General features: G+C 71.7%; 27 protein-coding genes and 1 pseudogene. 18 read left to right on the forward strand and 10 right to left on the reverse strand.

The window, feature by feature from the left end:
- Position 1 precedes the first annotated feature (1 nt).
- The 4 genes from IC605_RS05050 to IC605_RS05065 all read left to right on the forward strand — a co-directional run bounded on the left by IC605_RS05050 (position 2) and on the right by IC605_RS05065 (position 2,923).
- Positions 2 to 796, forward strand: a complete 795-nt coding sequence (locus IC605_RS05050; RefSeq protein WP_216319823.1) for a hypothetical protein — start codon at positions 2 to 4, stop codon at positions 794 to 796.
- 257 nt (positions 797 to 1,053) lie between these two features.
- Positions 1,054 to 2,130, forward strand: coding sequence for a tRNA pseudouridine(13) synthase TruD (gene truD, locus IC605_RS05055; RefSeq protein ID WP_216319826.1), 1,077 nt, complete (start codon positions 1,054 to 1,056; stop codon positions 2,128 to 2,130).
- On the forward strand, positions 2,127 to 2,498 hold the full coding sequence (locus IC605_RS05060) for a hypothetical protein (RefSeq protein WP_216319829.1): 372 nt from the start codon (positions 2,127 to 2,129) through the stop codon (positions 2,496 to 2,498). Before truD ends, IC605_RS05060 begins: the two co-directional genes overlap by 4 nt.
- A complete protein-coding gene (locus tag IC605_RS05065; RefSeq protein ID WP_216319832.1) occupies positions 2,495 to 2,923 on the forward strand; it encodes a DUF3293 domain-containing protein in 429 nt (142 codons plus the stop codon). Before IC605_RS05060 ends, IC605_RS05065 begins: the two co-directional genes overlap by 4 nt.
- Positions 2,924 to 3,114: 191 nt before the next feature.
- Here IC605_RS05065 and IC605_RS05070 read toward each other — a convergent pair whose 3' ends face one another.
- Complete coding sequence (locus tag IC605_RS05070) at positions 3,115 to 3,903, reverse strand: DivIVA domain-containing protein (protein WP_216319835.1); 789 nt, start codon at positions 3,901 to 3,903, stop codon at positions 3,115 to 3,117.
- A 25-nt stretch (positions 3,904 to 3,928) separates the two neighbouring features.
- The gene (locus IC605_RS05075) at positions 3,929 to 4,606 is read right to left on the reverse strand and encodes a YggS family pyridoxal phosphate enzyme (RefSeq protein WP_216319838.1); all 678 of its coding nucleotides are present in this window, start codon (positions 4,604 to 4,606) and stop codon (positions 3,929 to 3,931) included.
- 213 nt (positions 4,607 to 4,819) lie between these two features.
- Between IC605_RS05075 and IC605_RS05080 the strand changes: the two genes are divergently transcribed.
- The 5 genes from IC605_RS05080 to meaB all read left to right on the forward strand — a co-directional run bounded on the left by IC605_RS05080 (position 4,820) and on the right by meaB (position 11,514).
- Entirely contained in the window at positions 4,820 to 7,369 is a 2,550-nt protein-coding gene (locus IC605_RS05080; RefSeq protein ID WP_216319841.1) for a BamA/OMP85 family outer membrane protein, read from the forward strand.
- 500 nt (positions 7,370 to 7,869) lie between these two features.
- A complete protein-coding gene (locus IC605_RS05085) occupies positions 7,870 to 9,435 on the forward strand; it encodes an Rqc2 family fibronectin-binding protein (RefSeq protein WP_216319844.1) in 1,566 nt (521 codons plus the stop codon).
- Between the two features lie 71 nt (positions 9,436 to 9,506).
- The gene (gene panD / locus IC605_RS05090) at positions 9,507 to 9,869 is read left to right on the forward strand and encodes an aspartate 1-decarboxylase (protein ID WP_216319846.1); all 363 of its coding nucleotides are present in this window, start codon (positions 9,507 to 9,509) and stop codon (positions 9,867 to 9,869) included.
- A 105-nt stretch (positions 9,870 to 9,974) separates the two neighbouring features.
- Positions 9,975 to 10,520: a type I phosphoribosyltransferase gene (locus IC605_RS05095; protein ID WP_343216508.1), complete on the forward strand. Its 546-nt coding sequence runs from the start codon at positions 9,975 to 9,977 to the stop codon at positions 10,518 to 10,520.
- Positions 10,521 to 10,554: 34 nt separating this feature from the next.
- Entirely contained in the window at positions 10,555 to 11,514 is a 960-nt protein-coding gene (meaB, locus tag IC605_RS05100) for a methylmalonyl Co-A mutase-associated GTPase MeaB (protein WP_216319853.1), read from the forward strand.
- On the opposite strand, the gene IC605_RS05105 is transcribed toward meaB, so the two are convergent.
- From IC605_RS05105 to IC605_RS05115, 3 genes are read right to left on the reverse strand one after another with little or no spacing between them, the layout of a single operon-like run.
- Positions 11,515 to 12,438 (reverse strand): adenylyltransferase/cytidyltransferase family protein, encoded by a 924-nt coding sequence (locus IC605_RS05105; RefSeq protein WP_216319856.1) that lies wholly within the window; start codon positions 12,436 to 12,438, stop codon positions 11,515 to 11,517.
- Positions 12,435 to 13,871, reverse strand: coding sequence for a nicotinate phosphoribosyltransferase (locus tag IC605_RS05110; RefSeq protein WP_216319858.1), 1,437 nt, complete (start codon positions 13,869 to 13,871; stop codon positions 12,435 to 12,437). The genes IC605_RS05105 and IC605_RS05110 overlap by 4 nt, the downstream gene beginning before the upstream one ends.
- Positions 13,868 to 15,226, reverse strand: a complete 1,359-nt coding sequence (locus tag IC605_RS05115; protein ID WP_216319861.1) for an MFS transporter — start codon at positions 15,224 to 15,226, stop codon at positions 13,868 to 13,870. Before IC605_RS05115 ends, IC605_RS05110 begins: the two co-directional genes overlap by 4 nt.
- A 259-nt stretch (positions 15,227 to 15,485) precedes the next feature.
- Between IC605_RS05115 and IC605_RS05120 the strand changes: the two genes are divergently transcribed.
- Genes IC605_RS05120 through nadE form a run of 3 tightly spaced genes read left to right on the forward strand, consistent with a single transcriptional unit; the run spans position 15,486 to position 17,933 of the window.
- A complete protein-coding gene (locus IC605_RS05120; protein ID WP_216319864.1) occupies positions 15,486 to 16,115 on the forward strand; it encodes an NAD(P)-dependent oxidoreductase in 630 nt (209 codons plus the stop codon).
- A 58-nt stretch (positions 16,116 to 16,173) separates the two neighbouring features.
- A complete protein-coding gene (locus tag IC605_RS05125) occupies positions 16,174 to 17,079 on the forward strand; it encodes an NAD(P)-dependent alcohol dehydrogenase (protein WP_216319867.1) in 906 nt (301 codons plus the stop codon).
- A 14-nt stretch (positions 17,080 to 17,093) separates the two neighbouring features.
- Positions 17,094 to 17,933 carry an ammonia-dependent NAD(+) synthetase gene (gene nadE, locus IC605_RS05130; protein ID WP_216319870.1) on the forward strand — a complete coding sequence of 280 codons (840 nt, stop codon included), beginning with the start codon at positions 17,094 to 17,096 and terminating at the stop codon, positions 17,931 to 17,933.
- Between the two features lie 99 nt (positions 17,934 to 18,032).
- Here nadE and IC605_RS05135 read toward each other — a convergent pair whose 3' ends face one another.
- Entirely contained in the window at positions 18,033 to 19,073 is a 1,041-nt protein-coding gene (locus IC605_RS05135; protein WP_216319873.1) for an SDR family NAD(P)-dependent oxidoreductase, read from the reverse strand.
- Between the two features lie 49 nt (positions 19,074 to 19,122).
- On the opposite strand from IC605_RS05135, the gene IC605_RS05140 reads away from it, so the two are divergent.
- The 6 genes and pseudogenes from IC605_RS05140 (at position 19,123) to IC605_RS05165 (ending at position 22,143) form a co-directional block, all read left to right on the forward strand.
- Positions 19,123 to 19,491, forward strand: coding sequence for a histidine triad nucleotide-binding protein (locus tag IC605_RS05140; protein ID WP_216319875.1), 369 nt, complete (start codon positions 19,123 to 19,125; stop codon positions 19,489 to 19,491).
- The gene (locus tag IC605_RS05145; protein WP_216319878.1) at positions 19,488 to 19,958 is read left to right on the forward strand and encodes a hypothetical protein; all 471 of its coding nucleotides are present in this window, start codon (positions 19,488 to 19,490) and stop codon (positions 19,956 to 19,958) included. The genes IC605_RS05140 and IC605_RS05145 overlap by 4 nt, the downstream gene beginning before the upstream one ends.
- Position 19,959: 1 nt before the next feature.
- On the forward strand, positions 19,960 to 20,646 hold the full coding sequence (locus IC605_RS05150) for an HAD family hydrolase (protein WP_216319880.1): 687 nt from the start codon (positions 19,960 to 19,962) through the stop codon (positions 20,644 to 20,646).
- 62 nt (positions 20,647 to 20,708) lie between these two features.
- A complete protein-coding gene (locus tag IC605_RS05155; protein ID WP_216319883.1) occupies positions 20,709 to 21,011 on the forward strand; it encodes a PadR family transcriptional regulator in 303 nt (100 codons plus the stop codon).
- Complete coding sequence (locus IC605_RS05160; protein WP_216319886.1) at positions 21,008 to 21,610, forward strand: hypothetical protein; 603 nt, start codon at positions 21,008 to 21,010, stop codon at positions 21,608 to 21,610. The genes IC605_RS05155 and IC605_RS05160 overlap by 4 nt, the downstream gene beginning before the upstream one ends.
- A pseudogene (locus IC605_RS05165) lies at positions 21,607 to 22,143 on the forward strand (Uma2 family endonuclease). The gene IC605_RS05160 and the pseudogene IC605_RS05165 overlap by 4 nt, the downstream one beginning before the upstream one ends.
- A gap of 22 nt (positions 22,144 to 22,165) precedes the next feature.
- Here the strand turns inward: IC605_RS05165 and sdaAA are convergent.
- The 4 genes from sdaAA to IC605_RS05185 are packed head-to-tail and all read right to left on the reverse strand — an operon-like array spanning position 22,166 to position 25,722.
- Positions 22,166 to 23,050 (reverse strand): L-serine ammonia-lyase, iron-sulfur-dependent, subunit alpha, encoded by an 885-nt coding sequence (gene sdaAA, locus IC605_RS05170; protein ID WP_216319889.1) that lies wholly within the window; start codon positions 23,048 to 23,050, stop codon positions 22,166 to 22,168.
- 29 nt (positions 23,051 to 23,079) lie between these two features.
- The gene (gene sdaAB / locus IC605_RS05175; protein ID WP_216319891.1) at positions 23,080 to 23,745 is read right to left on the reverse strand and encodes an L-serine ammonia-lyase, iron-sulfur-dependent subunit beta; all 666 of its coding nucleotides are present in this window, start codon (positions 23,743 to 23,745) and stop codon (positions 23,080 to 23,082) included.
- Positions 23,746 to 23,803: 58 nt separating this feature from the next.
- Complete coding sequence (locus IC605_RS05180) at positions 23,804 to 24,451, reverse strand: HNH endonuclease (RefSeq protein ID WP_216319894.1); 648 nt, start codon at positions 24,449 to 24,451, stop codon at positions 23,804 to 23,806.
- 26 nt (positions 24,452 to 24,477) lie between these two features.
- On the reverse strand, positions 24,478 to 25,722 hold the full coding sequence (locus IC605_RS05185) for a lycopene cyclase family protein (protein WP_216319898.1): 1,245 nt from the start codon (positions 25,720 to 25,722) through the stop codon (positions 24,478 to 24,480).
- Positions 25,723 to 25,819 lie beyond the last annotated feature (97 nt).

Here is a 25,819-nt window from a genome sequence, read left to right on the forward strand (position 1 = left end):
CGTGGACGGGTGGCTGACCCTGGCGCCCATCTCGCGCCTGACCCTGCCCTACGCCCTGGCGCTGGGCCTCATCGCGGCGTACTGGCTGTGGCGGGTGGCGGGCGAGGCGCGGCGACGGTGGGTGCCGCGCGCGGCGTGGTGGGCGGTGCCCGGCCTGGCGCTGCTGTGGCTGACCCCGCTCACCGACGTGCCCGCCCTCTTCGGGGTGGGGGCGGCCCTGCTGCTGCTGGCGGAGTTCTGGCCGGGGGCCTTTCGTCCCACCCGCGAGCGGCCCGGCTGGGCTTGGCCGCTGACCTTCCTGCTGAGCGGCCTGACCCTGCTCGGCCTGGTCGCCGCGCAGGGGGGCACCGGGGTCTCCGTCACCGCCGCGCTCGCCGCCCTGCTGGCGGGGCTGGGCGGGCTGCTCACGGCGGGGCTGTTCCCGGCCAGGCGCCCCGCCTCCCGGCTGCCGGGGCTGGAGGTCCGCTTCGGGCGGGTGCGGCGGCCCGAGTGGCCCGACCTCAGCGTCACCCTGACCGAGCGGGGCGCGCGGCTGGTGAACGTGTCGAGCGGGCCGGTGCGGGTGGCGGGCTGGTCTCCCTCCGGCGTCAACGCCTGGCTGCGGGTGCGTGACGAGGCCGGCTCACCCCTGAACCGCCTCGCCGCCGGGCAGAGCGCCTTCCTGCCGCTGGGCGCGCGCGCGGGCGGCGTGCGCGTCTGGTACGTCCCCGAGGGGCGGGGCGCAAAGGCCGAGCCCCGGCTCTTCAGCGCGGACTGGACCCCGCCCGCCTACGCGGACTCGCGGGTGCTGAACTAAGGGGGCGGAGGCCGGTACCCTTCAAGCCCTCCCCCTCGACTCGCAGAGCTGCTTGCAGAGGGGGGAGGTTAGGAGGGGGTGAGCGGGCACGGCGTCCCAGGGCCAGCGGGAAGATCGAGGCAGCCGTATTCCCGCCGCGCTGGTATGGCGCTTGCGTTTCCCCCCTCCCAGCCTCCCCCACAAGGGGGGAGGAGCAGAAGAGCGGCCCTCTCCCCAACTGACTCCCCCACACTGGACCCCCCTCCCCGCCCCGGCGTATGGTGGGCGCCATCGTGAGTCTCGCTTTCGACTGGTCGGCCCTCGCCGCGCTGACGGACACACCCGGCACGGGGGGACGGCTGCGGGCCACGCCGGAGGACTTCCGCGTCGAGGAGGTGCCCGCCTATCCCCTGTCCGGCGAGGGCGAGCACCTCTACCTCCACCTGGAAAAGACCGGGCACACGACCGCCCACGTGGTGCGCGAACTCTGCGCGCAGCTCGGCGTGCGCGACCGCGACGTGGGGGTGGCGGGGCTCAAGGACCGGCACGCCGTCACGACCCAGTGGGTCAGCGTGCCCGCAAGATACGGGGAGCGGCTGCCCGCCTTCAGGATGGACGGGGTACGGGTGTTGGAAACGACGCGGCACACCAACAAGCTCGGGCTGGGCCACCTGCGCGGCAACCGCTTCGTGGTGCGGGTGCGGGAGGCGCCGGGCACGGCGGACACGGCGGCGGCGACCCTCGCCCTCCTCGTGGCGCGGGGGGTGCCGAACTACTTCGGGCCGCAACGCTTCGGGCTCCGGGGCCTGAACGCGGAGGAGGGATTGCGGGTGCTGCGCGGCGAGTCGAGGCTGCGCGACCCCCGCGTCCGGCGCTTCCTCACGACGAGCGTGCAGAGCCTGGTGTTCAATCGTTTCCTGAGCCTGCGGCTCGCGCGCGGCCTCTTCGACCGCCTCCTCGCTGGCGACATGGCGAAGAAGCACGATACGGGCGGCGTCTTCCTCGTCGAGGACCCTGCCGCCGAGTCCCCCCGCGCCGAGCGGGGCGAGGTGAGCGCCACGGGCACCCTCTTCGGGAAGAAGGCGAGGCCCCTGACCCTGGACGCGGGCGAGCTGGAACGCGAGGCGCTCGCTGAATTCGGCCTGACCCCCGAGGTCTTCGCCTCCCGCCGGGGGGACCGCCGCCTGACGCGCGTGTTTCTGGAGGGCGCCGAGGTCCGGCCCGGGGAGGACGGCTACGCGGTGGCCTTCACCCTGCCCCGGGGCAGCTTCGCCACCAGTGTCCTGCGCGAGCTGATGAAAACGGACGTGGACGCGGCGGCGGGCGAGCCGGAGGACGGGGAGGAGGGGGAGTGAGGCGTGCCCTTCCCCTCGCCCTGCTCGCCGCCCTGGGCGCGGGGCTGGCGGCGCGGTCACCCACGGCGGAGGTGACCTTGCGCCCGGCCTTCGCGGGGGCGGTGCTGGAGGGGCGGGTCACGGCGGCGGGGGCGGACGAGCTGACCGGCGTGTGGAGCCCTCAGGGCCGCGCCCGGCTCCTGAGATGCACGCCGCTGTGCGTGGCCGTTCCCGCCATTCCCCTTCCGGGCACGCTGCTCGTCAACGGGGACACGCCGTACCGGGTGGCCCTGGGGGGCAGCTTCCAGCCGGGGCAGCGCGTGAGGCTCACCCTGCAATTCCGGGGCGCGGGCCTGCTGAACGTAGACGCCCCCGTCCGTCGCCCGTGAGCGGGGGGAACCCGGAACAGCGGGCCGCCTTTCTCGCCACGACGTACGGCACCCCGGGCGAGCGCTTCCGGCTGTCGGGGGAACGCGGCCTGAGCCCTCCGTGGGCGCGGGGCCGCTGGGCCGTCGTCACGGCGTGGAATCCGGGTGGGCGGAGGGCGGGGAATGGGGACAACGCGCGGGCCGGGGCCAAGCTGCTGGCCCGGGTCACGGCGGCGGGCCTCTCCCCTCTCCCGGCCGTCAACGGGGAGGGCGAGTGGGAGGAGGCGGCACTCATCGTCCCCGGCGCGACCCTGCGGCAGACTGTCGGGTGGGGCGGCGAGTTCGGGCAGGCGGCGGTGCTGTGGGGGATGGGCGCGCGGGTGGCCCTGGTATGGCTGAGCCCAGGCGTTCAAGTCGAGCGGTTCTGGGCCAGGCTTTTATCTTGACCAGGTTCACCAGATCGAGTCGGCAAAGGAGGGTGGAAATTGCCGCTGGCGGAAGGTTTTTGATCCTCTCCCCTTGCGGGAGAGGGGGCGTGTGACCCACGAAACCGCTCACTCAAAGCCAGGAAACGCCTGGTCCTCCGTCAGGAGAAGAGCCCGGTTCTGGGCGCGGCGCGTGGACGCCTGAGCGGGCACTACGGCGACGGCTGGACCTCCGCTGGCTGGACCTCCGACCGGGACTCGTGGGCCGTCTCGTGCTCCCCGGGGAGGGGAACGGCGCGGGCGTGGAGGTCGAGGGGGGCCCCGGCGGGCAGGGCCGGGTCGTCCACGTGGGGGAGGTGGCGGGTGCTCATCTCCGCGAAGGCGTGGACGAGGGCGCGGTACTGGGCCACGAATTGCAGGTATTCGCCCCGGGCGGCGCTCAGGCGGGCGGTGAGGTCGGCGTGGCGCTCGCTGTAGGCCCGCTCCAGGTAGACCGTGCGCTCGGCGTGCGCCCGGTCGCGCTCCAGGGTGAGGACGTGGTGCTCGCGCTCCAGCTCCGAGCGGCGCCCCCGGAACTCGTCTTCCAGCTCGCTCAGGCGGGCGCGGTGCAGGGCCGTCAGCTCGGCGGCGCGGGCCTCCCCCTCGCGGTCGACGGCCTCGCGGCGGGCCTGGGCCTGCTCGATCAGGGCCTCGCCCTCGCGCTGGGCCGCCTCGCGCAGGTCGCGGCCCATGTGCTCGGCGGCGACCACCGCCCGGCGAATCGCGTCCTCGGCCTCGCGGCGGCTTTCGAGTTCGGCCTCCAGCGCGGCGAGGCGGCCTTGCAGGGCCTGCCGTTCCTTGAGCAGATTTTCGAGCCCGTCCGCCACCCGGCCCAGGAAGGCGCGCACGCTCGCGCGGTCGAGGCCCTGGAGGCGGCTGGGAAACTCCTGGTAGCGGACGTCGCGGGGGCTCAGGCCAGGGTCGGACGCGGGAAGGGGCGAGGATGGGATGGAAACGTTCATGGCGGCTTCATGATGGGCCCGGGCGTCATGAGAAGAGCCGCGTGCCCACCCGCACGAGGGTCGCCCCGGCCCGGACGGCCAGTGGGTAGTCGCCGCTCATCCCCATGCTGAGTTCCCCGAGCCCGAGGTCGTGCGCCCGGCGGGCCGTGTCCTCGAAGACGCGCGAGGTCGCCGCCTCGTCCTCCGTATCAGGCGCCATCACCATCAGGCCGCGCACGGTGAGGCCGGTCGCCCTCACGCCGTCATACACGGCACGCAGGTCCCCCGGGGCAACGCCGTGCTTCTGCGGCTCGCCGTTGTGGAGCTGGAGCAGCACGTCCGGCGCGCGGCCCCACTTCGCGGCGAGGTCGGCGAGGGCCTGGGCCTGCCGCACGTCCTCCAGCGCGTGGACCAGCGTCACCGCCCGCATGTACTTGACCTTGTTGAGTTGCAACGGCCCGATGTAGTGCCACTCGATCTTGGGCCACTCGGTCCCCGTGACCCCCGCCGCCTCGAACTCGGCCACCTTGTCGCGCAGCTCCTGGGCGCGGCCCTCGCCGAGGGGGAAGCCTCCCGGCTGGAGCCCGGCGTGGGCGAGCACGTGGTCCCGGATCGCGGCGAGCGGCTGCCCCTTCGTGACGGCGACGAGGCGCGCGCTGCCGGGCGGGCGGCCCGAGGCGGCCTCGGCCCCTCGCAGTCCGGCCAGGACCTCGGGCAGGCTCATCGGGGGGGACCCGGGGAGAGGTGAGGGGCAGGGCGCACGCCCGACATTGTGGGCCGGGGCGGGGGGGCGCGTCCAGGCGGGCGCCGGAGGTGGAGGGCGCGTCAAGTCTCCTTCACCTTTCTCAGCCCTGGAGCGGGAAAGGTGAGGTTCCGTGTCCATCTGCGGCACCTTGCCGGGGAGAGCGCCGCCGCCCCGTGCCAGACTAGGAGAAGTATGCGACATCCCCACACCCTCGCCCTCACCCTTGTCCTCGCCGCTCCGGTCGCCGTGGCGCAGACCGCCGCCACCGTGCAGGACGTGGTGGTCAACGGCACCAACGACCTGCTCTCGAATTACGTCAAGGCCACCCTCAGCGTCCAGCCGGGCGCCGCGCTCTCCAGCGTCAACCTGCGCCTCGTCGAACAGGACGTGCTCGCCACCGGGTACTTCAAGACCGCCACCGCCGACCTGCGGACCATCGGCGGGCGCGACACGCTGGTGATCACCGTCACGCCCAACGCGACCATCGGGAAGGTGGACGTCTCCGGGCTGACCTTCCTCCCCACCGAGGGCTTCAAGTCGAGCATCGCCGAACTGCTCAACATCGCGCCCGGCGCCACGCTGAACACCGGGCGGCTCGACCAGGCCAAGGAGGCGCTGGCGCAGAACTTCCGCTCGGAGGGCTTCCCCTTCGTGCCCAGCATCAGCGCGCAGACCCAGACGCAGCGCGACGGCACGGTCAACGTCAACTTCGTGGTGGACGAGACGGCCCCCGTGACCCGCGTGGAGGTCGAGGGCGTGACCCTGATCCCCCGCGAGACGGTGACGAACCTCTTCCGCCCGCTCTACGACGCCAAGCGCTTCACCGTGCCCGCCTACTACGCCGCCGTCGAGGGGCTGCAACGGGCCTACAGCACCGCCGGATATCTCCAGAGCGGCGTGAATACGGCGGCGACCACCCTGGAGAACGGGGTGCTGCGCGTGCGGGTGGTCGAGGGCAGGGCGAGCGCCGTGAACCTCGACGCGCTGGGCCTGCCCGCCGGGACGGCCACGCCCGCCCTCCAGACGCGGGCGGGGCAGCCGCTCGTGCTCTCGCGCATCCAGGCGGACGTGCGGGCCTTGTCGAACGCGACGGGCAAGCCGGTGGGCTTCGCGCTGCAACCCGATCCGCAGAACCCCGGGCAGGCCGCCGTGTACTTCGGGGCCGCCGAGGTGGCGACCGGGCCGGTGCGCGCAATCGCCTTCCGGGGCAACACGCGGGTGCCCACCGCCACCCTCGCCGCCGCCGTGAAGACGAAGGTGGGCGACGTGTACTCGCCCCAGCTCGCGCAGGAGGACTTCCTGGCGATCCGTGACGCCTACCGCAAGGCCGGGTACGAGGTCAGCACGCGCGACGCGATCACCTTCGAGAACGGCACCTTGACCTTCAACCTGCGCGAGGTGCGCCTCGCCGGGTACGAGCTCCAGTGGCAGGGCAACCACCGCACCCAGGACCGGGTGGTGCTGCGCGAGCTGCCGAAGCCGGGGGGCCTGTTCAACCTCAACGACCTGCGCGCCGGGCTCGCCAACGTGAGCCGCCTGGGCTACGTGCAGGTCGTGGGTGAGAACGTCCGCAGCGATCCGCAAAACCCCGAGAGCGTGACCTACGTGCTGACCGTGGCGGAGGCCAACCAGGGCATCCCGGTGAGCCTGGCGCTCTCCTACGACAGCCTGACGGGCTTCGGCGGCGAGGCGTCTTACAGCAACCCGAATGTCTTCGGCCTGGGGCACAACGCCAGCGTGACGGCGGGCGCCCAGCAGAACGACGCGGGGCAGAACCTCGTGGGCAACGTCTCGTACACGATTCCGTGGCTGGACCTGAACTTCCTCGATTTCCGCGAAAGGCGCACCAGCCTGACGGCCTCGGTGGGAAGTTCGGTGGCGGGCAACCTGCCGCTGACGCAGGAGAACACGACCACGGGCGCGGACGAGGACACCGGGCGCCAGTACACGGTGCGCACGACCGGCTTCAGCGTGAGCGTGGGGCGCAACCTCACCCGCAACCTGACGGGCTCGGTGGGCGTGGGAACGAGCTACCGCACCTACTTCCTCGAGGGGCTGGAGGGCGACGAGACGAGCGCCACCACCGACGAGCAGGCGCGGGCCCTCCTGACGCCCGCCACACGCACGACCAGCCTGCGCACCGGGCTGAACTACGACACGACCGACAACCCCGAGTTCCCCAGCCGGGGCGTGCGCGCGAACACCGACCTCTCGTACAACTTCGGCGTCTCGGGGGCCACTCCGGTGAGCTGGACCGACATCGAGGGCGGCGTGAGCACCTACTTCGGGCTGGGCCGCACCCTCGACAAGGGCTTCGGCGTGCAGACCCGCCAGCAGGCGGTCGCCGTGCGGGCGAACGCGGGCACGATCAACGGCACCACCCCCAGCGGCACGGGCTACTACGTGGGCGGCGGCAGCACCCCGGTCGCGGCCCGGCAACTGCGCGGGCTGGAGAACAACCAGCTTTTTGGCACGAACTACTTCACCGCCAGCGCCGAATACCGTTACGACTTCAACCTCACGAACTCGTTTACCCAGGGCGTTTACGGCGTCCTCTTCGCCGACGCGGGCGATGCCTGGAACGACGGCGAGGCCTTCAGCCTGAACTACGGCTTCGGCGCGGGCGTGCAGCTCAACCTGGGTTTCGGCGGGGCGCGGCTGCCTTCCCTGCGTTTCGACTACGGCTACAGCCCCCAGAACACCAGCAGCAAGTTCTACTTCCGCATCGGCAACTTCTGGTAAGCGGGCAGGAAGAGGGAGGGGTGGGCCTCACGGGGCCTACCTCTCGTTTTGGCTAGGGGAAGCTCGGTTGGGCAGCGTGGGAACCGCCCGTCCATGCTCCCGGAATGAGGTAGAGTCCCCTTGTCCCTTCACGGGACGGGGTGCATGACAACCGGGTGGGGGGCGCAACACGGGTACAAGCGAAAGCACCCGAGTTGCCGCTCGGGTGCAGAAAGGAGGTGAATCCTTATGGGTAAACAACGTAAGGATACACCGAAACGCCCGCGAAAGCCAACAGCAGGTGAGGTCGCCGTGATCATCGCGGCCCTCGGAACCCTGCTCACCGGCCTCGCGGCGGTCCTCCAAGCCCTGAAGTAAAGCCCTCGCTCCCGGTTGCACCCTTTTCTCCACCTTTCCTGCCGCCCTTGCCGGGGCGGTTTTGTCATGGCCCACCTCCCCGCCCCGAGCCGCTACCATGCCCCGATGAAGCGCGACCCCCGACCGACCGCCGAGGAGCCCCTATGGAAGGGCTGATGCTCGCCCGGGTGCTGCGGGACCTCTCGAAGCACCTGCCCGCCCGGACGCTGGGCTGGGCCTTCCCCGACGAGACGACCGCCGCGCTGCTCCTCGACGGGGTGGGGAACCTCGTGCTCTCGTACCGGCCACCGCAGCCCGTGGTCTTCTTGTCGCGCGAGCGGATGAGGGGTGACCCGCACAACGGGTTCCAGCGGTATCTGGCGAACCGGGTGCGCGGGGACCTCTTGAAAGCCGAGCAGCTCAAGCTCGACCGGGTGTTCGCGCTGCACTTCGCGGGCGAGACGGGCTTCGTGGACCAGCCCCCGGTTCGGATGCTCTTCGAGGTGACGGGCCGCAACGCCAACCTCCTCGTGCTGGAGGCGGGCGAGGGCTTCGAGGGGCGGATCGTCCTCGCCGCCCGCGAGATCACCGGAAGCCGCAACCGCTTCCGCACGGTGCGGACGGGCGGGGTCTACACGCCGCCGCCCCCCTACGAGAAGCTCGACCCGCGCCTGATGACGGGGGAGGACGCCCGCTCTCTCGCCACCCTCCCCGTCGGCAGGTGGCGGGAACGGGTGGATGGGCTGGGCCTCCTGCTCGGCGCCGAACTCGTCCGCCGCACGGGGCTCTCCCCCGACGAGGCGCCGGGCGACCGCTGGCCGGGGGCGCTGGCGGCCCTGCGTTCCCTGGTGGAGGACCCCACCGTCAGCGAGGGGACGATGCGGGAGGGGGCGCGCGAGGCGGCGCGGGCGGAGAAGGCCGCAGGGCTCCGCAAGGCCCTGCGCGAGCCGCTGGAGAAGCGGCTGACCCTGGTGCAGAACCAGCTCGCCGACGTGACGCGGGCGGAGGCGGGGCTGGACAACGCCGCGCAGGACCGCACCGAGGCCGACCTGCTGATGGCGTACGCGCACACGGTGGAGCCCGGCACGGCCTCCGCCCTCCTGCCCGCCTTCGACGGCAGCGGCGAGGTGCCCGTGGCGCTCGACCCGCAGCTTTCCGCCGTGCAGAACGCGGAAAAACGCTACGCCCGTGCCCGCCGCCGCGAGGACGTGTACGAGCGGCTGGCGGAGCGCGAGCCCACCCTGCGCGCCGAGCTGGAAGAAGCCCGCGAACGCCTTGCGCAACTCGACGCGGCGGGCCTGGAGGAGCTGGAGGCGCTGTCGCAGACCCTCCAGGCCGAGCGGCCCGAGAAGAGTCCGTACGGCATCCGCTTCACCACGCCGGGGGGCTTCGAGGCGCTGGTCGGTCGCAACAACAAGGAGAACGCGACCCTGACGCACCGCATCGGGCGCAGCCTCGACTACTGGTTCCACGCTCAGGGCTACCCCGGCAGCCACGTCCTCGTGCGGGCGGGGGGCAGGGACCTCGCGCTGCCCGACATCCTGTACGCGGCCCGGCTCGCCGCCGCGCATTCCAAGGCGCGCGGGAGCAGCAACGTCCCGGTGGATTACACCCGGGTCAAGTTCGTGTGGCGGCCCAGGGGGTCTCCCGCCGGACAGGTCCACTACACCGACCAGAAAACGGTCTTCGTGGACGGCACACTGCCGGAGGAGAACGCGGCGGCGGGGTGAGCCTTGCCACCCTGTCAGATCAAGGATCAGGTCACGACGGGGGCGAGGCGGGGGCCGTACAATTCCCGGTTGTGGAACGCATCATGTTCAGGGCCAAGATCCACCGCGCGACCGTCACCCAGGCGGACCTCGACTACGTGGGCAGTGTCACCATCGACCAGGACCTGCTGGACGCGGCGGACATCCTGGTCCACGAGCGCGTGGACATCTACAACATCACCAACGGCAACCGCCTGAGCACCTACGCCCTGAGCGGCCCGCGCGGCAGCGGCGTCATCGGCATCAACGGGGCCGCCGCCCACCTGGTCCAGCCCGGCGACATGGTGATCATCGCCGCCTACGGCAACTACAGCGAAGAAGAGGCCCGCCTTCTCGAACCCCGCGTCGTCCTTGTGGACGCGAGGAACCGGATGCTGGACCTCCAGCCCGCCTGAGCCCGAACCGAGTACGTCACCGGGGAGCCTGCCGAGCGCGGGCTCCTCGCCTTTTGTAGGCAAGTTCGTCAGGAAGCGCCGTCCCTACGCTCTACCGTGTGCGGCGTGCTACTGGACCTGACGCGGCGCGGCGGCCACACGGCCTTTCGAAACGGCCTGCACGGCGACGGCTGGCTGGAAAAGGGGGAGGTCACGCGCGACCCGGCGCGGTTGGACTCGCTGGCGGCGGTGCAGGCGGGGCAGATCGCCGTGGCCTTTCCGGGAGCGACCCTCATCGTCGGGGCCAGCCAGTGCGACGCGGTGCTCGCGGCCTTCGTGGCCCGGCACCTGGGACTTCCCGTCGCCTTCTTGAACGTGGAGGGGGAGCGGGCCGTCTTCCACCGGATGCACGTGCCGGAGCCGGGCGAGCGGGTGGTTCTCGTGGACGACCTGATCTGCACCGGGCAGGGCGCCCGCGTCCTCGTCCGCTCGCTGCGGGAGGGGGGGCACGAGGTGCTGGGGCTGAGTGCCTGGGCGGTGCGGGATGGGGCCCGTTTGCCGGACGTGCCCGCCGTGCCGCTCGCGCCTCACCCTTACCGGACCTTCGCGGAGGAGAGCTGCCCGCTGTGTGCCGATGAAACGCCGTTGATCTGGACGGGCGTCCGGGAGTAGTGCTGCCCTCCCCAAACGCGGCAGACTGGCCCCCATGCCCGCCGCCGACCCGCCACATCCCCTCGCCGCCTCCCTCCTCGCCGGAGAACGCCGCGCCCTCGCCAAGGCGATCACCCTCGCCGAGTCCACCCGGCCCGACCACGAGCGGGAGGCGCAGACACTCCTGAGCCAGGTCCTGCCCCACGCCGGGCGGGGCGTGCGTGTCGGGCTGACGGGGGTGCCGGGGGTGGGCAAGTCCACCTTCATCGAGGCGCTGGGGGTGCGGCTGGCGGACGCGGGGCACCGGGTGGCCGTGCTGGCGGTCGATCCGAGCAGCGTGCGAACGGGCGGAAGCATCATGGGGGACAAGACGCGGATGCCCGCCCTGACGGTGCACGAGGGCGCCTACATCCGCCCGAGCCCCAGCGGCGGGACCCTCGGCGGGGTGGCGCGGCGCACCCGCGAGGCGATCACCCTCTGCGAGGCGGCGGGCTTCGACGTGATCCTCGTCGAAACCGTGGGCGTCGGCCAGAGCGAGACGCAGGTGGCGGCGATGACGGACCTCTTCGTGCTGCTGACCCTGCCGAACGCGGGCGACGAACTTCAGGGCATCAAGCGCGGAATCATGGAACTCGCCGACCTGTGCGTGGTGAACAAGGCGGACGCGGACCCGGCGGCGGCGAGGGTCGCCCAGCGGGAACTCTCGGCGGCGCTGCGGCTGCTGACCCCCCACGACGCGCCGTGGCGACCCCGCGCCCTGCAAGCCTCCGCACTGACGGGGGCCGGGCTGGACGAGGTGTGGGCGGCGGTGGAGGAGTACCGCTCAGAGCCGGAGCGGGTGGAGCGCCGCCGCCGCGCGCAGACCGGGGCGTGGTTCGGGGAGTTGCTGCGGGAGGCGGCGTGGCGCGCGTTTCAGGCGGGGATCGACGCCGAGCGGCTGCGGTCGCTGCGGGCGGAGGTGCTGGCGGGGACGCTGACGCCGGTGCAGGGGGTGCGGCAATTGCTGGGGGAGTGACTACCCTTCGCCCCGCAACTCCCCCGCCAGCCAGCGCGTCAGCAAGACGTGGTGATCCTCGTGGAAGCGGCGCGGCTGGACGAGGGCGCGGGCGAGGGTCACGGGGCGGGACGGGAGGAAGTCGGGCACGGGCCGCAGGGAGAGGTGCGCCGTCGTGGGGGCGACGAGGGCGCGGGCGGGGTGGTCGATCACGACGTCGGCGGGGAGAGCGGGCTCCTCGCCGGGCGGGAGGACTCGGCCCGGCAACTCCCACAGGCCGCGCCCGATGGGCCCAGTCCGGGTGTGCAGCCAGACTTGCCCGGCCTGCACGTGCAGCCAGCGTTCCTCGTGCAACTGGGCGCCGGGCGGAAGGGACGCGCGGGCCGCCTCCACCGCCGCCCACTCGGCCTGTAACCGCCTGAAGGCGGGGGTGAGGGCGAGGCGGGCGAGGAAGGCGCGCACTGCCTTCGGCACTCCCTCCGGCAGCGGTCGCCCGGTCAGGAACGCCGCGCGCTGGTCGGTCGCGTTCAGGCCGGGGACGGACGGGGTGAGAAGGCGGTCCCAGCCGGGGAACCAGCGCAGGTAGCTCGTGCTCGCGTCCTTCTCGAAGCCGACGAGGGCGGGGGTAAGGTCACCCAGCACCTCGCGCGCCGCCGCCCGCACGTCCGCCGCCCAGGCGTCCGCGTCGAAGCGGTCGGCGAGGGGGCGGAAGAGGACGCCGCCCCGTTCGACTCCCGCTTCTCCGAGCGCCGCGCGGAACATGCCCGCCCGTTCCCCCGCCGTGAAGGGGTTGCGGACCGAGCGGGCGAGGTTCGCGCTGCCCAGCAGGACGAGCACGCGCGGGAAGGCCTCCAGGGCGTCCAACACCGTCCCCAGGTGCGCCCGGTGCGGCGGCTGGAAACGGCCCACGTAGACCGCCGACCGGGCACGGTCCCCCCCGCTCATCCCGCGTGGGCGCGCAGCGAGTCGGCCACCCGGTCGCGCAGGGCGGCCACATCCCCGCCGAGGCTCACCCGGTAGACATGGGGATTGAGCGGGCGGAGGGTCCCGGCGGGGAGGCGGCCCAGTTCCTCACGCGCCCGCGCCTGCACCTGAGGCAACGTCTCCGGTGACCCGGTGCGCCGCCCGCCCTCCATCACGACCTCGCGGGCGCCTTGCCACGTCAGGCCGCCTTGCAGCCGGGTGGAGCGAAGGGGATTGGTGGGGTCGCTGACCCGCTCGCCCGCGTGGGGCTCGTCCCCCAGCGTGAGCACGTCGAGGGCGTATTGGCCGTCCTCATCGACCGCGCGCCAGACCCGTTTCGACCCCGGCAGGCTGGATTTGGCGGGCTCGCCCGTGAGCTTCATCTTGGGCACGCCGTTCAACGCCGCGAGCTTGTACACGCCGCCGAGCGCCCCTCCGCCCTCCCCGCCTGCCGTGACGAGCCCGGTCCCCACCCCGTACACGTCCACCCGCCCGCCCTCGGCGATGATGGAGGCGATGACCGACTCGGAGAGGTCGTTGCTCGCCACGATCCGCACGTCCGGGAAATCCGCCGCGTCGAGCGCCGAGCGGATGTGCCGCGACAGGTACGCGAGATCGCCGCTGTCGAGCCGGACGCCCTTGAGTTCATGGCCGGAGGCGCGCAGTTCACGGGCGACGGTCAGGGCATTGGGCAACCCGCTGCGCAGGGTGTCCACCGTGTCGAGGAGCAGGGTGGTCGCGTCCGGGTACAGCTTCGCGTAGGCGCGAAAGGCCGCCAGCTCGTCCGGGAAGCTCTCCACCCAGGCGTGGGCGTGGGTGCCGCTGACGGGGATGCCGTACCTCCGCCCCGCCTCCACGTTGCTCGTGCCGATGGCGCCTCCCACGAAGGCGGCTCGGGCCGCGCTCAGGGCCCCGTCCGGTCCCTGCGCGCGGCGGGCGCCGAACTCGACGACCTGCCCCCCGTGCGGGCTCGCCCCGGCGGCGAGGACGCAGCGGGCCGCCTTCGTCGCCACGAGGGTCTGGAAGTTGAGGGTGTTGAGCAGCGCCGTCTCGACCAGTTGCGCCTCCCACAGCGGCGCGGTGACGGTGAGCAGCGGCTCGTGCGGGAAGACGACCCGGCCCTCGCGGAAGGCGGTCACCCGGCCCGTGAAGCGCCAGTCATGCAACGCCTCCAGAAAGCCGGGCGTGAAGAGCCCCAACGACGCCAGGTAGGCGAGGTCGTCCCCCGAAAATCGCAGCCCCTCCAGCAGATCCAGGGCGGGCTCCAGTCCGGCCCAGACGGCAAATCCGCCTTGGAAGGGCAGCTTGCGGAAATACAGGTCGAACACCGCCTCCTGCGCGTGCAGGCCGTGGGCGAAATATCCCTGCATCATCGTGAGCTGGTAGAGGTCGGTGAAGAGGGGCGAGGCGGTCATCCCACCACCTCCGGCAGCCGCTGGCCGCGCGTCTCGACCCCGATGGCCCACCCGCACACGGCGGCGACGGCGAAGCACACGGCGAAGAGGGTCAACGCGACCGCGAGCTGCCCGGTGAGGAGCAGCGCCCCCACGCTGGGCGACAGGACGCTGGCGAGGCGGGCCATGCCGCTCACGAAGCCCATGCCGGTCGTCCTCAGCGGCGTGGGGAACAGTTCGGGCGTGTAGGCGTACAGCGCCCCCCACGCCCCCAGCAGCGCGAAGGACAGCCCGGCGGAGGTCAGCAGCACTCCGTTCGCCGTGTCCGCCAGCAGAAAGAGATACGCGCCCAGCGCACTCGCGGCGAGGTAGCCGACCAACGTCGCCCGCCGCCCGACCTTCTCCACGAGGTAGGCGGCGAGCACGTACCCCGGCACCTGCGCGAGGGCGAGGAGGAGGCTGGTGCGGTAAACGGCCCCCAGGTCGAGCCCCTGCGCCCGCAGGTAGGAGGGCAGCCACGAGAAGATGCCGTAATACCCCAGGCTCAGCCCGAACCAGATCAGCGCGAGCAGGACGGTGCGGCGGCTCAGCGTTCCCCGGAAGAGCGCGGCGGGCGTCACGCGAGGAGCAGGAGGAGGCACGGCGAGGGGCGCGTCGGGGAGGGTGGTCCGGTTCACCCGCGCCACCCGCTCCAGCGCCGCCCTCGCCGTTCCCTGTTGCCCCCGCGCGAGCAGCGACCGGGGCGAGTCGGGGATGCCCAGCCGCGCGACCAGCCCCACCACCCCCGGCAACGCCGCGAGGGCGAGGAGCCAGCGCCAGGCCACCTCCGGCTCGAAGGCGGTGCTCAGGCCCCACGCGAGCGCGGCGACCCCAATCGTCCCCAACGCCCAGAAGCTCTCCAGGTACACCAGGAAGCGGCCCCGCCACGCGGTCGGCACGAATTCGGCCATCATCGCGTAGTCCACCGGGAGCGTCCCGCCGATGGCGAAGCCCGTCAGGAAGCGGGCGACGACGAGCCACGCCACCCCCGGCGCGAAGGCCCCGAGCAGGCCGAAGACCACGCCGAGCGTCACGGTCGTCAGGAAGACGGTGCGGCGCCCGATGCGGTCGGCGAGCCAGCCCCAGAAGAGGGCACCCACCAGCATCCCCGCGAAGGTGGCCGTCAGGAGAAGGGTCGCGGGGGCCGAGCCGCGCTCCAGCCCGAACGCGGCGCTGATGCCGGGGAGGGCGAAACCCATCAGCAGGACCTCCATCGCGTCCGCCGCCCAGGTCAGGCCGCAGATGGCGAGCAGGCGCCACTGGAAGGGGCCCAGCCCCAGCCGGTCGATGGCGTCGTCCACGGGCAGGGCGGCGGGCAGGGGGAGGGTCTGGGTCATCGCCGAGAAGTCTAATACGGGGCCTCGGCGCCTCCGGGGGCGGGTGGATGAACAACGGCTCTTCGCGCCTGACCGGGGAACACCCTCCGGAGGTGGGGGCTGTCATGTTTCGCCCGGTGAGGGACTCGGCTTTCTGTCACACTCCGGGCACGCGGCGCTTTTTCCCTCTCCGGCGCGCGCCCTGGAGGCGAACCATGTATTCACCCCTGCCCCTCGCGTCCCCGTTCCTTCGGCCCGGTCTTCCCGGCGCGGGGCAACCATGACGACCCTCGCCCTGCTCGGCGGCACGGGCCGCACGGGACGGCTCCTGATCGACCAGGCCCTCGTGCAGGGCCACCGTCTGCGGGTGCTCGCGCGCACGCCGGAGAAGGTGCACCGCAAGGAGGACGACCTCCTGACCGTCGTTCCCGGCGACGCCCGCGACCGCGGGGCCGTCGCCCGGCTCGTGGGGGGGGCGGACGCGGTGCTCAGCGCCCTCGGGCCGGTGCGGGGCGGCCCACCCGACGTGATGACCCTGGCGGCGCGGCACCTGGTCGAGGTGCTCCCCGAGCAGGGAATCAGGCGCCTGATCACGCTGACGGGGGCGGGAGTCCCCTTCGCCGGGGACCAGCCCAAGGCGGTCGATCACGTGTTCCGCACCGCGCTGCGCCTGCTCCAGCCCGACGTGCTGCGGGATTCCGTGGCGCACGCCACCCTGATCCGCGAGAGTGGCCTCGACTGGACGGTCGTGCGGGTGCCGCGCCTCACCGACGGGCCCGAGGGGCCGCTGCGGGTCGGGCTGGTCGGGCAGATCGGCACGCAGATCACCCGCGCGAGCGTGTCGCGCTTCATGCTCGATCAGGTGGCGGGGCGCGAGTACGTGCGGCAGGCCCCCGCCATCAGCAACTGAGGTGCGGGCCGCCCGACTTCACACCTTCGGTCCACCCGAGGTGTTGAACATAGAGGAGGTGCCCTGGCCCTTCCCCCAGCGGGACGAGGTGCTGATCCGGGTGCGCGCGTCGAGCGTGAACGGCACCGACCTGCGGCTGCGCCGGGGCGGGCTGGGCCTCATCGGCAGGCTGCAACTGCCGCTCACGCCGGGTTTCGACGTGGCGGGCGAGGTCGCCGCGTGCGGTCCGGCGGTCACCGCCTTCCGTCCGGGCGAGCGGGTGTACGCCGTCGTCGGGCACGGGGGCGGGGGTGCGGCGGAGTACGTGACGATCCGGCAGTCGCGGGTGGCCGCCGCCCCGCAGGGCGTGCCGCTCGCGCAGGCGGCGGCGGTGCCCCTCGCCGGGCTCACCGCGTTGCAAGCGCTCCGGGGGCTGGGAAGGCTGCGCCCCGGCGAACGGGTCCTCGTGTACGGGGCGGCGGGCGGCATCGGCGCCTTCGCGGTGCTCCTCGCGCGGCTCTTCGGCGCCCACGTGACGGGGGTGGCCCGCGCCTCCAAACTCGATTTCGTGCGGGAACTCGGCGCCCACGAGGTCCTCGCCACCGGGGAGGCCGACCTCGGCGGGCGGGGCGGGCGGTGGGACCTGATTCTCGACACGCCCCCCGCCCTGTCCTTCGCGCGGGTGGAGGGGGCCCTCACGCCGGGGGGGAGGGTGATCAGCACCAAGCCCTTTCCCAGTTCCCCCGCCGAGGTGCGCGCCTCCCTGCACCGCCCCCAGCCCCGTTTCGCCTCGGTGCGGACGGCGGAGCGCGGGCTCGACCTCGGCCTGCTGACCCGATTGATCGACGCCGGCGAGCTGCGGGTGCCCCTCGACCGCACCTTCGCGCTGGAGGAGATCACCGCCGCCCACGCCTACGCGGAAGGGCCCGAGGTGCGCGGCAAGGTCGTCGTGACGGTCGATGAAAGCCCGCCGGAAACCCGGTAGCTTACACTCCGCCCATGCCTGCCGACCCTGCCCTCCGCGCCCACATCCTCCGCGAGCTGCACGTCCGGCCCGACATCGACCCCGCCGCCGAGGTCGAGCGCCGGGTGGCCTTCCTGGTGAATTACCTGGGGCAGACCCCGGCGCGCGGCTTCGTGCTGGGGATCAGCGGCGGCCAGGACAGCACCCTCGCCGGGCGGCTGTGCCAGCTCGCCGCCGAGCGGGTGCGCGAGGGAGGCGGGGAGTGCACTTTCGTCGCCATGCGGCTGCCGTACGGAACGCAGGCGGACGAGGCCGACGCCCAGACCGCCCTGGGCTTCATCCGCCCGGACCGGAGCCTCACCGTGAACATCAAGGCGGCGGCGGACGCGAGCGCGGGGGCGGCCCACGACGCGCTGGGCACGCCGCTGCGCGACTTCGTGCGGGGGAACATCAAGGCGCGCGAGCGGATGATCGCCCAGTACGCGGTCGCCGGGCAGGAAAACCTCCTCGTCGTGGGCACCGACCACGCCGCCGAGGCGGTGACGGGCTTTTTCACCAAGTACGGCGACGGCGGGGTGGACCTCACGCCACTGACCGGCCTGACGAAACGGCAGGGCGCTCGGCTCCTGGGGCACCTCGGCGCCCCGGAGAGCACCTGGCGCAAGGTGCCCACCGCCGACCTGGAGGACGACCGCCCCGGCCTCCCCGACGAGGTGGCCCTGGGCCTGACCTACCGCCAGATCGACGACTACCTGGAGGGCCACGAGGTGCCGGGCGAGGTGGCCGAGCGGCTGGAACGGCTCTTTCTGGCGACCCGGCACAAGCGGGCGGTGCCGGTGACGCCGTTCGGCGAGGAGCCGGGGAAGCTGGGGTGAGCGGTCAGCTTTCAGCGACGACAGGAAGCGTTCGCCGCTGCACGGGCGAACGCTTTTTCTGTCGTCGATTGTTGTTGACGGCTGAGCGCTGACCTCGGCTCAGGACGGCTCCTCGCCCCCTGGGGAGACGCTGCCCCCCTCGTTGAACTCGGCCTCCGACGCGCGCTTGATGGGGTTTTTCCGGGTCAGGGCCGTCTCGGCACTCGCGCCCGGCACCGCGCGGTCCCCGGTGGAGGGGCCGGGCAGGAAGCGGTTTCCCAGCGCCAGGAGGTCGGCGGTGAGTTGCGGGGCGAGGGCCTGGGCGTAGCGCATCAACAGGGCGGGGCCGCCGATCATGGCCTCGGCGTCGCCGCGCACGAGGGCGTCCACCATCCGGCGGGCGGCGACGGTCGTGTCGAGGGACAACAGGGGCAGGTTATCCAAGGTGGCGAAGAGGGTGTATTCCTTCGTGACCTGTCCCTTCACGAGGGCGTGGCGCGGGCTGCCGGTCTGCATCAGCCAGGGGCAGGCGGTGGTCACCCCCACCCCCTCGCGGGCGAGTTCGGCGCGCAGGGCCTGCCCGAGCCCGGTGACGGCGAACTTGCTGAAGGAGTACGGGGCGAGGTGGGGCACGGCGACCTTCCCGCCGATGGAGGACACGATCAGCACCCGCCCCCGCGAGGCGCGCAGCAGGGGCAGGGCCGTGCGGGTGAGGCGCAGGGGCGCGAAGGCGTTGATCTCCGTGATCTCGCGGAAGTCGGCTTCCGTCATGTTCTCCAGCGGCCCGACCTGAATCAGCCCCGCGTTGTGCACGAGCACGTCGAGGCCGCCGTACACCCGGGCGACCTCCTCGACCGCGCGCTCGATGTCGGCGGCCACGGTCAGGTCGCCCGTCACGGTGTGGACGGTGGCCCCCCGGCCCCGCAGATCGGCGGCGGCGCGCTCCAGCTCGGCGGCGCTGCGGGCCAGCAGGACGACCCGGGCCCCCCGAGCCGTGAACTCGCGGGCGAGCGCCAGCCCCAGGCCGCGCGACCCGCCCGTGATCAGCACGCGCCTGCCGCTCAGGGCGTAGGGAGTCACCAGCGTCCGCCGGGCGGCGAACAGCCCGATTCCGGCGGCGAGCAGCAGACGCTTGGAAAGACGGGGAGAACGTCGGCTCATGTTCCTGAGTCTGCCGTTCCGGGGGGCGCGGCCCCCTTAGAGTGAAGGCATGACCAACGCCGAGCCCGCCCCCGACTCCGCCCGGACCCGCACCCTCTTCGAGCGCATCATCGCCCGCGAGCTCCCCAGCGACGTGGTGTACGAGGACGACGGCTACATCGCCATCCGCGACATCGCCCCCAAGGCGCCCATCCACCTCCTCGTGATCCCCAAGAAGGTCACGGCCCGCGTGGACGAGATCACGGACGCTGCCGAGATGGGTGACCTCTGGCTCACGGCCGTCAAGGTCGCCCGCCAGCACGCGCCGGACTACCGCCTCGTCGTGAACTGCGGTCCCGGCGGCGGGCAGGTGGTCTTCCACACCCACGTCCACATCCTCGCGGGGTGGGAGCAGGGACCGGAGAGCGACGTTTTGTGAACATCGAAGCTGATTTCGATACACTGGTTGCCAAGCTCCTTGAAACAAAATGTCATCCTCTGTTTCCTGGGGCTAAATATGAGTTGGAGTTTTCAAAGCTTTTAGGAGGCGCAACGTACACACGTCAGACATTTCATGATGTTGAGTATCTAGGCTGGGAACTAGAATTAAAGAAAACCCGCGCCAATCATTACTCGATAAATTGTCTGCGCTCACAAAGCGAGCACAACAACAACGATGTGTATGTTTTTATTAAAGTCAGCGGTAAGAGTGGTGTAGATTTAATTGATGATATACAGGTCGTTTCCACTACCGCACTGGCGAGTCCCATACTTAGCGACGCCAGTGGAGAAGCGTCTCCACACTTCTTCAAGGATGGGATTGTTGAAGCTTGGAATCTTCAAGGTCGTGTGCAACATACCTCTATACGCGCTTTGGCCGCCAAACTATCAAATGAAAGAGAATGATATGAAGAATATCAAGTTCGGCGCCGTCCTCTTCGACCTCGACGGCGTGCTGGTGGACAGCGAGGCGCTGGCGAACGCGGTCTGGCTGGAGGCGCTGGCGGAACACGGGCTGCGGCTCGACCGGGAGGTCCTGCTGGCGCGGGCGGTCGGCGGCACCCACGAGGCGCTCTTCGACTGGCTGCGCGCCGAGCACGGCTGGGAGCGGCCCGGCACCTTTGTCTCCCTGATGGACGAGCGCCTCGCCGCCGCTTTCCAGGGCACGCCCGCCATCGAGGGCGCGGCGGACACCCTGCGGGCGCTGAGTGCGGCGGGCCTCCCCTTCGCGGTGGCGAGCAACAGCCAGCGGGGCCGCCTGCACCTCAAGCTCGCGGCGGCGGGCCTCGCGGGGCTGGTGGGCGAGCACGCCTACGACCCGGCCCACGTCGGTGGGCGCGGCAAGCCCCTTCCCGACCTGTACCTCCACGCGGCGGCGGCCCTGGGGGTCTCCCCCACCCGCTGCCTCGTCGTCGAGGACAGCGTGACGGGCCTGCGGGCGGGTGTGGCGGCGGGGGCGACCGTCTGGGGCCTCCTCGCGGGCGGCCACGCGCACCCGGACGGCGCGGGGGCGCTGCTGGGCGCGGGCGCCGCGCGGGTGCTGTCCACACACGCCGAGTTGCGGGAGGCGCTGGGCCTGAGCGTTCCCGCCTGAGGACGAGGGGGAGGTCGGTCCCTCCCTCTTGATTTTAAAGTCTACATATGTAGAAATAGTCTATGGTCCGCTCCCCCAACTCCAGCCCTCACACGCGCGCCGTCCTCGCCGCCCTGCTGTCCGCGCATCCCGCCCCCAGCTACGGCTACGACCTGAGCCGGGCGACGGAGCTGAGGAGTGGAACGCTCTACCCGATCCTCCGGCGGCTGCACGCGCAGGGGTATCTGGCGGCGGAATGGGAGGACTCGCCGCACGCGGGCAAACCGCCCCGGCACGTCTACACGCTGACCGGGGAGGGGCTGAGGCTGGCGCGGGAGGTCAAGAGGTCGGCTGCGGCCGCTCGCACGAAAGGGGCGCTGACGTGAGGCCCAAGGACTGGCGACAGGGAATGGAGAACGAGGCGGCGAGCGTGGAGGATGAGGGGTGGGCGCGGGAGACGCGGCAGCATGTCTCGCTTCTCAGACAACATGCCTTTGTGGTGGATTGCCTTTTGGCCGTCCTCGCGCTCTCGGTTCTCTCAGCCTTCTGGCTGTGCGGTTGGGTGCTGTTCCTACGTTACGCCTGGCACATGGATCAGAACGTCGTTGGAGGTTGGTTCAACGTCAACAAGGTGAGATTTGACTTGCTGATGGTCGGGATATTGATTTTGCTCGGGCTGGCATTGGGGCTGCGGGGCATCAAACCGAAGTATGCTGCACTAACCTTGGCTGCCCTTCCTCTTCTGCTCTGGCTGATCGGGAAGCTGGTATACGTCGAGGGTGTCTGGGATGATCCCACCGTCAAATTCGATCAACACTTCACCGCAGATTTTGTCGAGTATCCTCTCCGCCTTGACAGACTGCTCACGGCCGCAGGATGTGCCTTGTTTGGGTTCCTCGGCGCCTGGGCAGGCAACGGCGTGAGACGCAAACGAGCCCTCCCCCACCGTAACATGACCCCATGCCGGACGCTCCCCAAGCCATGAGCGAGGCCGAGTACCTGCGCTCCGAGCGCGAGAGCCCCTGCAAGCGCGAGTACGTGGGCGGCTTCGTGTACCCGCTGCATGTCCAGGCGGGGGCGAGCGGGGAGCATGTGCGGATCAGCTTGCGTATCGTGTCTGCACTGCTCCCTGACGCCGACCGCCTGAGCTGCCGCCTCTACCAGTCCGACATGCAGCTCTGCATTCACGGCGCGTCGAGCTCCTGCTACCCCGACGTGATGCTGGTGTGCGGCGGGGAGCAACCGGGGCGCTCCTTTGAAACTTGACCCTGCCTGCTCGCCGACGTCCTCTCCAGCAGCACGGCGCACAACGACCGCCGCCACAAGCACGCCGTCTACACGGCGATTCCCACGCTCCAGACCTACCTGATCGTCTCGCAGGACGAGCGGTACGTCGTGGAATACCAGCGCGGTGAGGAAGGCTGGCTCGTGCGCGAGCATCGCGGAGGGGGGCAGGTGGACGTGCCCTGCCTGGGCCGCCCGCTGAGCCTGGAGGAGCTGTACCGGGGCGTGCTGTAAGGAGGGGGGAGAACAGCCCGGATCACGCCATCGGCAGCTCGATCATTCCGCCCGTTTCCTCGCGTCCCTCCATGCGCGCCGTCACCGCCAGCCCGGTCGGCGTCTGCGCGAGGCCCCCCTCCGCCGTCTCCCGGAGTTCGGCGGGCATCAGGCGGCCCACTGAAGCCATCGCGCCCACCACCTCGTCGGGCGGGATAAAGGATTCGAGCTGCGCCAGCGCCAGTTGCGCGGCGCTCACCGCGTGGACGGCGAAAAAGGCGTTGCGGCTGACGCAGGGGACCTCGACGTAGCCCCCCACCGGGTCGCACACGAGGCCGATGGTGTTCATCAGGGCCAGGGACGCGGCGTGGACGCAGGCGCGGGGTGACCCGCCCAGGAGTTCGGTGACGGCGGCGGCGGCCATCGCGGCGCTCGACCCGATCTCCGCCTGACAGCCGCCCGCCGCGCCCGAGATGAACATCCGTTTGCTGATCGCCTTGCCCACCCCCGCCGCGAGGATCAGCGGGTCCACCAGCCGCTCGTCGGGCAGGCCGAGGTGATCCGCCACGCCGAGAAGCGCTCCCGGAATCGTGCCCGCGCTGCCCGCCGTGGGCGCGGCGACGATCCGGCCCATGCGGGCGTTTTCCTCGTTCACGGCCATCGCGTAGGCCTGCACCCGCCTCAGGAGGGGCGCTCCCAGCACGTCGGGTGCGTCCCACAGGCCCTTGGCGTTCCAGCCCACCATCCCCGTGATGCTCCTGGCGTCGCTCCGCAGCCCACGCTCGACCGAGGCGCGCATCTCGCCGATGCGGCGGGCCATCTCGGCGCGCACATCGTCCGGGTTCAGGCCCGTTTCCGCACAGTCCTGTGCCAGCACCCAGGCAGAGGCGGGGGCGGGGGCGTTCATCAGGGCTTCGAGGGTGGTCATGGGGAAAACTCCTTGGGAGTCGGGCGGGCTCAGCCGTCCATCAGCTTGGGCAGGGGGCGGACCCAGTTCATGTCGGGCCAGCGGTTCAGGAAGGCTAGGGCCTCGGGACTCAGCGCCTGATCGAGTTCGATGGCGAGGAGGGCCCGCCCGCCGCGCGCCTCGCGGGTGCAGGTCAGGGCGGCGATGTTCACCCCGTCGGCGGCGACCGTGCTCGCCACCCGGGCGATCATGCCCACCGCGTCGGCATAGCGCAGCAGCAGCGTCGGGCTCGACCCGCTGAAGTTCACCCCCAACCCCTGCACCTCGGTCACGCGGATCACCCCGCCGCCCGTGGAGCTGCCCTGGACCGTCACGGAGTGTTCTGCGCCGTGCAGCTCGATGTGCGCGGTGTTGGGGTGGACGTCGCCCAGGTCCACGTCCCGGAACTCGACGCTCAGGCCCGCCGCCTCGGCCTCCTCGAACGCGCGAGGCAACCGGGGGTCGTCGGGCCCGTACCCGAGCAGCCCCGCCACGAGCGCGAGGTGGGTGCCGTGGCCGCGCCCCGTCTTGGCGAAACTCGCGTGCAGGCCGATCACCGCCCGGCGGGGGGCCTCCCCAAGCAGGTGGTGGGCGACCAGGCCCAGGCGGCAGGCACCCGCCGTGTGGCTGCTGCTCGGCCCGATCATCACGGGACCAATCATGTCGAGCAGGGACATGACCCCAGTATAGGCAGGCGTCTAGGCAAGTGTCCGGGGCAGAGGGACGAGGAGGAAATCAGGAGGGCAAAACGGAGCGCAGACGTTCCAACTCAGCCTCAAGGTCCGAAATCTTTTCTAGAAGGCCCAGGTGTTCAACCTCTGCTTCAAGTTCGGCGACCCGTCCCCGCAGTTGGTCTAAGGTCTGAGGCTGCGCTTTCTTCTGATGGGGCGGGGGAGCAGGAGTCCTAGCAACTCCCTTGGTTATCGCCTCTGCACGTGCCGCCTGTGCGAGTTCGCGGGTGTCGAAGGTACCGACGGAGCGGAGCTTGCCGTCAAGGTAGGCGCGGGCGTTGTACCTGCCGGACGGGAGTTGCCGGATACCGCCCTGGGGATTGACCTGGGGATCGAGGGCTCGGTAGGCGCTGGTCGACCTCGAGACCCATTCGAGGTTCTCCACCCGGAAGTCGCTGTCATCCCCATTCTTCTGCGTGCAGACCAGACCCTTCGCGGGGAGCTTCCCGAAGGCGAGCAGATGAATGATGGCCCCCAGGGAAACGATCCGGTCCCGCTTGAGGCTCGGGTACATCGCCGCGTCGGCCTTCCTCGGCTGGAACGCCACGTACCCCGACCGCAGATACCACCCCTGCTCGGAGAGTCTCCCCAGCTTCTCCGCTACCCCGTCATCAAAGACAAATACCCGTCCAGCCAGCTCGAGTTCAACCATTATCAAGCAGTGTATGGAACTCAACCTCAAACCTTGCTTGCCGCCGCCCGCAGCGCCCGCCCGCTCGGTCCCGCCTGCCCCAGCGCGGCGCGGGCGAGGGGCACCCGCACCGGGTTCGGCGCCTGGGCGAACAGCCGCAGCATCGTGCGGGCGAGGGCTCCGGCGCCCGTACGCGGGGCCAGGAAGGCGTGCCACTCGGGGGCGGGCAACCGGAAGAAGGCCGCGAAGAAATCGGGCAGCAGGGTTCCCGGCAGGGCGAGCAGGGCGTCGGCGTCCAGCAGGGAGACCTCGCGGGCGGCGCGGCGCTCGGGGGGCCAGAGTGTGTCCCAGCCCGCCTGGACGGCCCGGGCGGGGCCGTGGCGGTCCAGCGCCCCCGTGACCGCCCGCGCGACAGCGAGAGCGTCCGTCAGGGCCCCGGCGACCTGAAACCCGCTGATCGGGTGGACGAGCCCCGCCGCCGACCCGAAGGCGAGGACGGGACCGGGGTCGGGGGCCGCCGTGTTCATGGGGAAGGCGACCCACTCGGTGCTCTCGACCTCGCCCGGCGGCGTGCCCTGCGCGGCGAGGCGGGCGTGCAACCGGCGTTCGAGCAGGTCGCGCGTCAGGCCGGGGCGGGCGATCAGGCTCGTCTCCTCCACGAGGTAGCGGCCTTCTCCCAGGTGCATGGTGTAGAGGAAGGTGGGCGCGGCGCGGACCTCGGCGGGCGGCAGGTGCTCCGCGCGGTAGTCCATCCACACCATGCCGCCGGGCGGGCCGGGCGGGCGGTCAAAGTGCGCGACGATCCCGAAGGCCGTCTGGAGGGCCGCGCCGCCCGGGTGGGTGGGCCGCGTCAGCCCGCCGGGGTGTCCCCCCGCGTCCACCACCAGCCGGGCCCGCCACCGCTCGCCGCCCGCGCCCCGGACCTCCCACCCCTCCCCCACCGATTCGGCGTGCGCCGCGGTGCCGACGGTCCAAGCCAGGTCCGACCCCGCCCGCGCGAGCAGCGTCTCCAGCAAACGGGCGTTGTCGAACAGGGCGTAGGGGCGCAGGAGGGGGGTGGGGGCCTCTCCCGTGTACACGCGCACGTCCGTCCAGACCTGGGCGAGGGCGGCGCGGGTGAGGCCGGGCACCTCGTCCAGCCACGCGCCGTAGGTGGCGGGGAAGGGGCGCGGCGGGTGGGGAGCGACGAGCCGCACGCTCAGGCCACCGGCGGCGAGTTCGGCGGCGAGGCCCAACCCGGAGGGGCCGCCGCCGATCACCAGCGCGTCCGTGAGGTCGGTGTGCGGGGCCATCGCGGGCAGCCTAACGCGGCAGGGCGAGGGGCGAGTGTGGGGATTCCCGCCGGAACGGGGCCTGACCACCGGGTAAGTCCCGCGTCAAGCCTCCCTC

It is taken from the genome of Deinococcus aestuarii, from assembly GCF_018863415.1.
GTDB lineage: Bacteria > Deinococcota > Deinococci > Deinococcales > Deinococcaceae > Deinococcus > Deinococcus aestuarii.

Bases quoted from the DNA above. Each gene is read 5' to 3' on its own strand.
- sdaAA (WP_216319889.1), bottom strand. From the start codon at position 23,050: ATGACCACCCTCGAAGCCCTGATGAACGCCCCCGCCCCCGCCTCTGCC.
- IC605_RS05070 (WP_216319835.1), bottom strand. From the start codon at position 3,903: ATGAACGTTTCCATCCCATCCTCGCCCCTTCCCGCGTCCGACCCTGGC.
- IC605_RS05080 (WP_216319841.1), top strand. From the start codon at position 4,820: ATGCGACATCCCCACACCCTCGCCCTCACCCTTGTCCTCGCCGCTCCG.
- IC605_RS05150 (WP_216319880.1), top strand. From the start codon at position 19,960: ATGAAGAATATCAAGTTCGGCGCCGTCCTCTTCGACCTCGACGGCGTG.
- IC605_RS05105 (WP_216319856.1), bottom strand. From the start codon at position 12,438: ATGAGCGGGGGGGACCGTGCCCGGTCGGCGGTCTACGTGGGCCGTTTC.
- meaB (WP_216319853.1), top strand. From the start codon at position 10,555: ATGCCCGCCGCCGACCCGCCACATCCCCTCGCCGCCTCCCTCCTCGCC.
- nadE (WP_216319870.1), top strand. From the start codon at position 17,094: ATGCCTGCCGACCCTGCCCTCCGCGCCCACATCCTCCGCGAGCTGCAC.
- IC605_RS05155 (WP_216319883.1), top strand. From the start codon at position 20,709: ATGGTCCGCTCCCCCAACTCCAGCCCTCACACGCGCGCCGTCCTCGCC.
- IC605_RS05110 (WP_216319858.1), bottom strand. From the start codon at position 13,871: ATGACCGCCTCGCCCCTCTTCACCGACCTCTACCAGCTCACGATGATG.
- truD (WP_216319826.1), top strand. From the start codon at position 1,054: ATGGTGGGCGCCATCGTGAGTCTCGCTTTCGACTGGTCGGCCCTCGCC.
- IC605_RS05135 (WP_216319873.1), bottom strand. From the start codon at position 19,073: ATGAGCCGACGTTCTCCCCGTCTTTCCAAGCGTCTGCTGCTCGCCGCC.
- IC605_RS05185 (WP_216319898.1), bottom strand. From the start codon at position 25,722: ATGGCCCCGCACACCGACCTCACGGACGCGCTGGTGATCGGCGGCGGC.
- IC605_RS05115 (WP_216319861.1), bottom strand. From the start codon at position 15,226: ATGACCCAGACCCTCCCCCTGCCCGCCGCCCTGCCCGTGGACGACGCC.
- IC605_RS05075 (WP_216319838.1), bottom strand. From the start codon at position 4,606: ATGAGCCTGCCCGAGGTCCTGGCCGGACTGCGAGGGGCCGAGGCCGCC.
- IC605_RS05180 (WP_216319894.1), bottom strand. From the start codon at position 24,451: ATGGTTGAACTCGAGCTGGCTGGACGGGTATTTGTCTTTGATGACGGG.
- IC605_RS05120 (WP_216319864.1), top strand. From the start codon at position 15,486: ATGACGACCCTCGCCCTGCTCGGCGGCACGGGCCGCACGGGACGGCTC.
- IC605_RS05140 (WP_216319875.1), top strand. From the start codon at position 19,123: ATGACCAACGCCGAGCCCGCCCCCGACTCCGCCCGGACCCGCACCCTC.
- sdaAB (WP_216319891.1), bottom strand. From the start codon at position 23,745: ATGTCCCTGCTCGACATGATTGGTCCCGTGATGATCGGGCCGAGCAGC.
- IC605_RS05085 (WP_216319844.1), top strand. From the start codon at position 7,870: ATGGAAGGGCTGATGCTCGCCCGGGTGCTGCGGGACCTCTCGAAGCAC.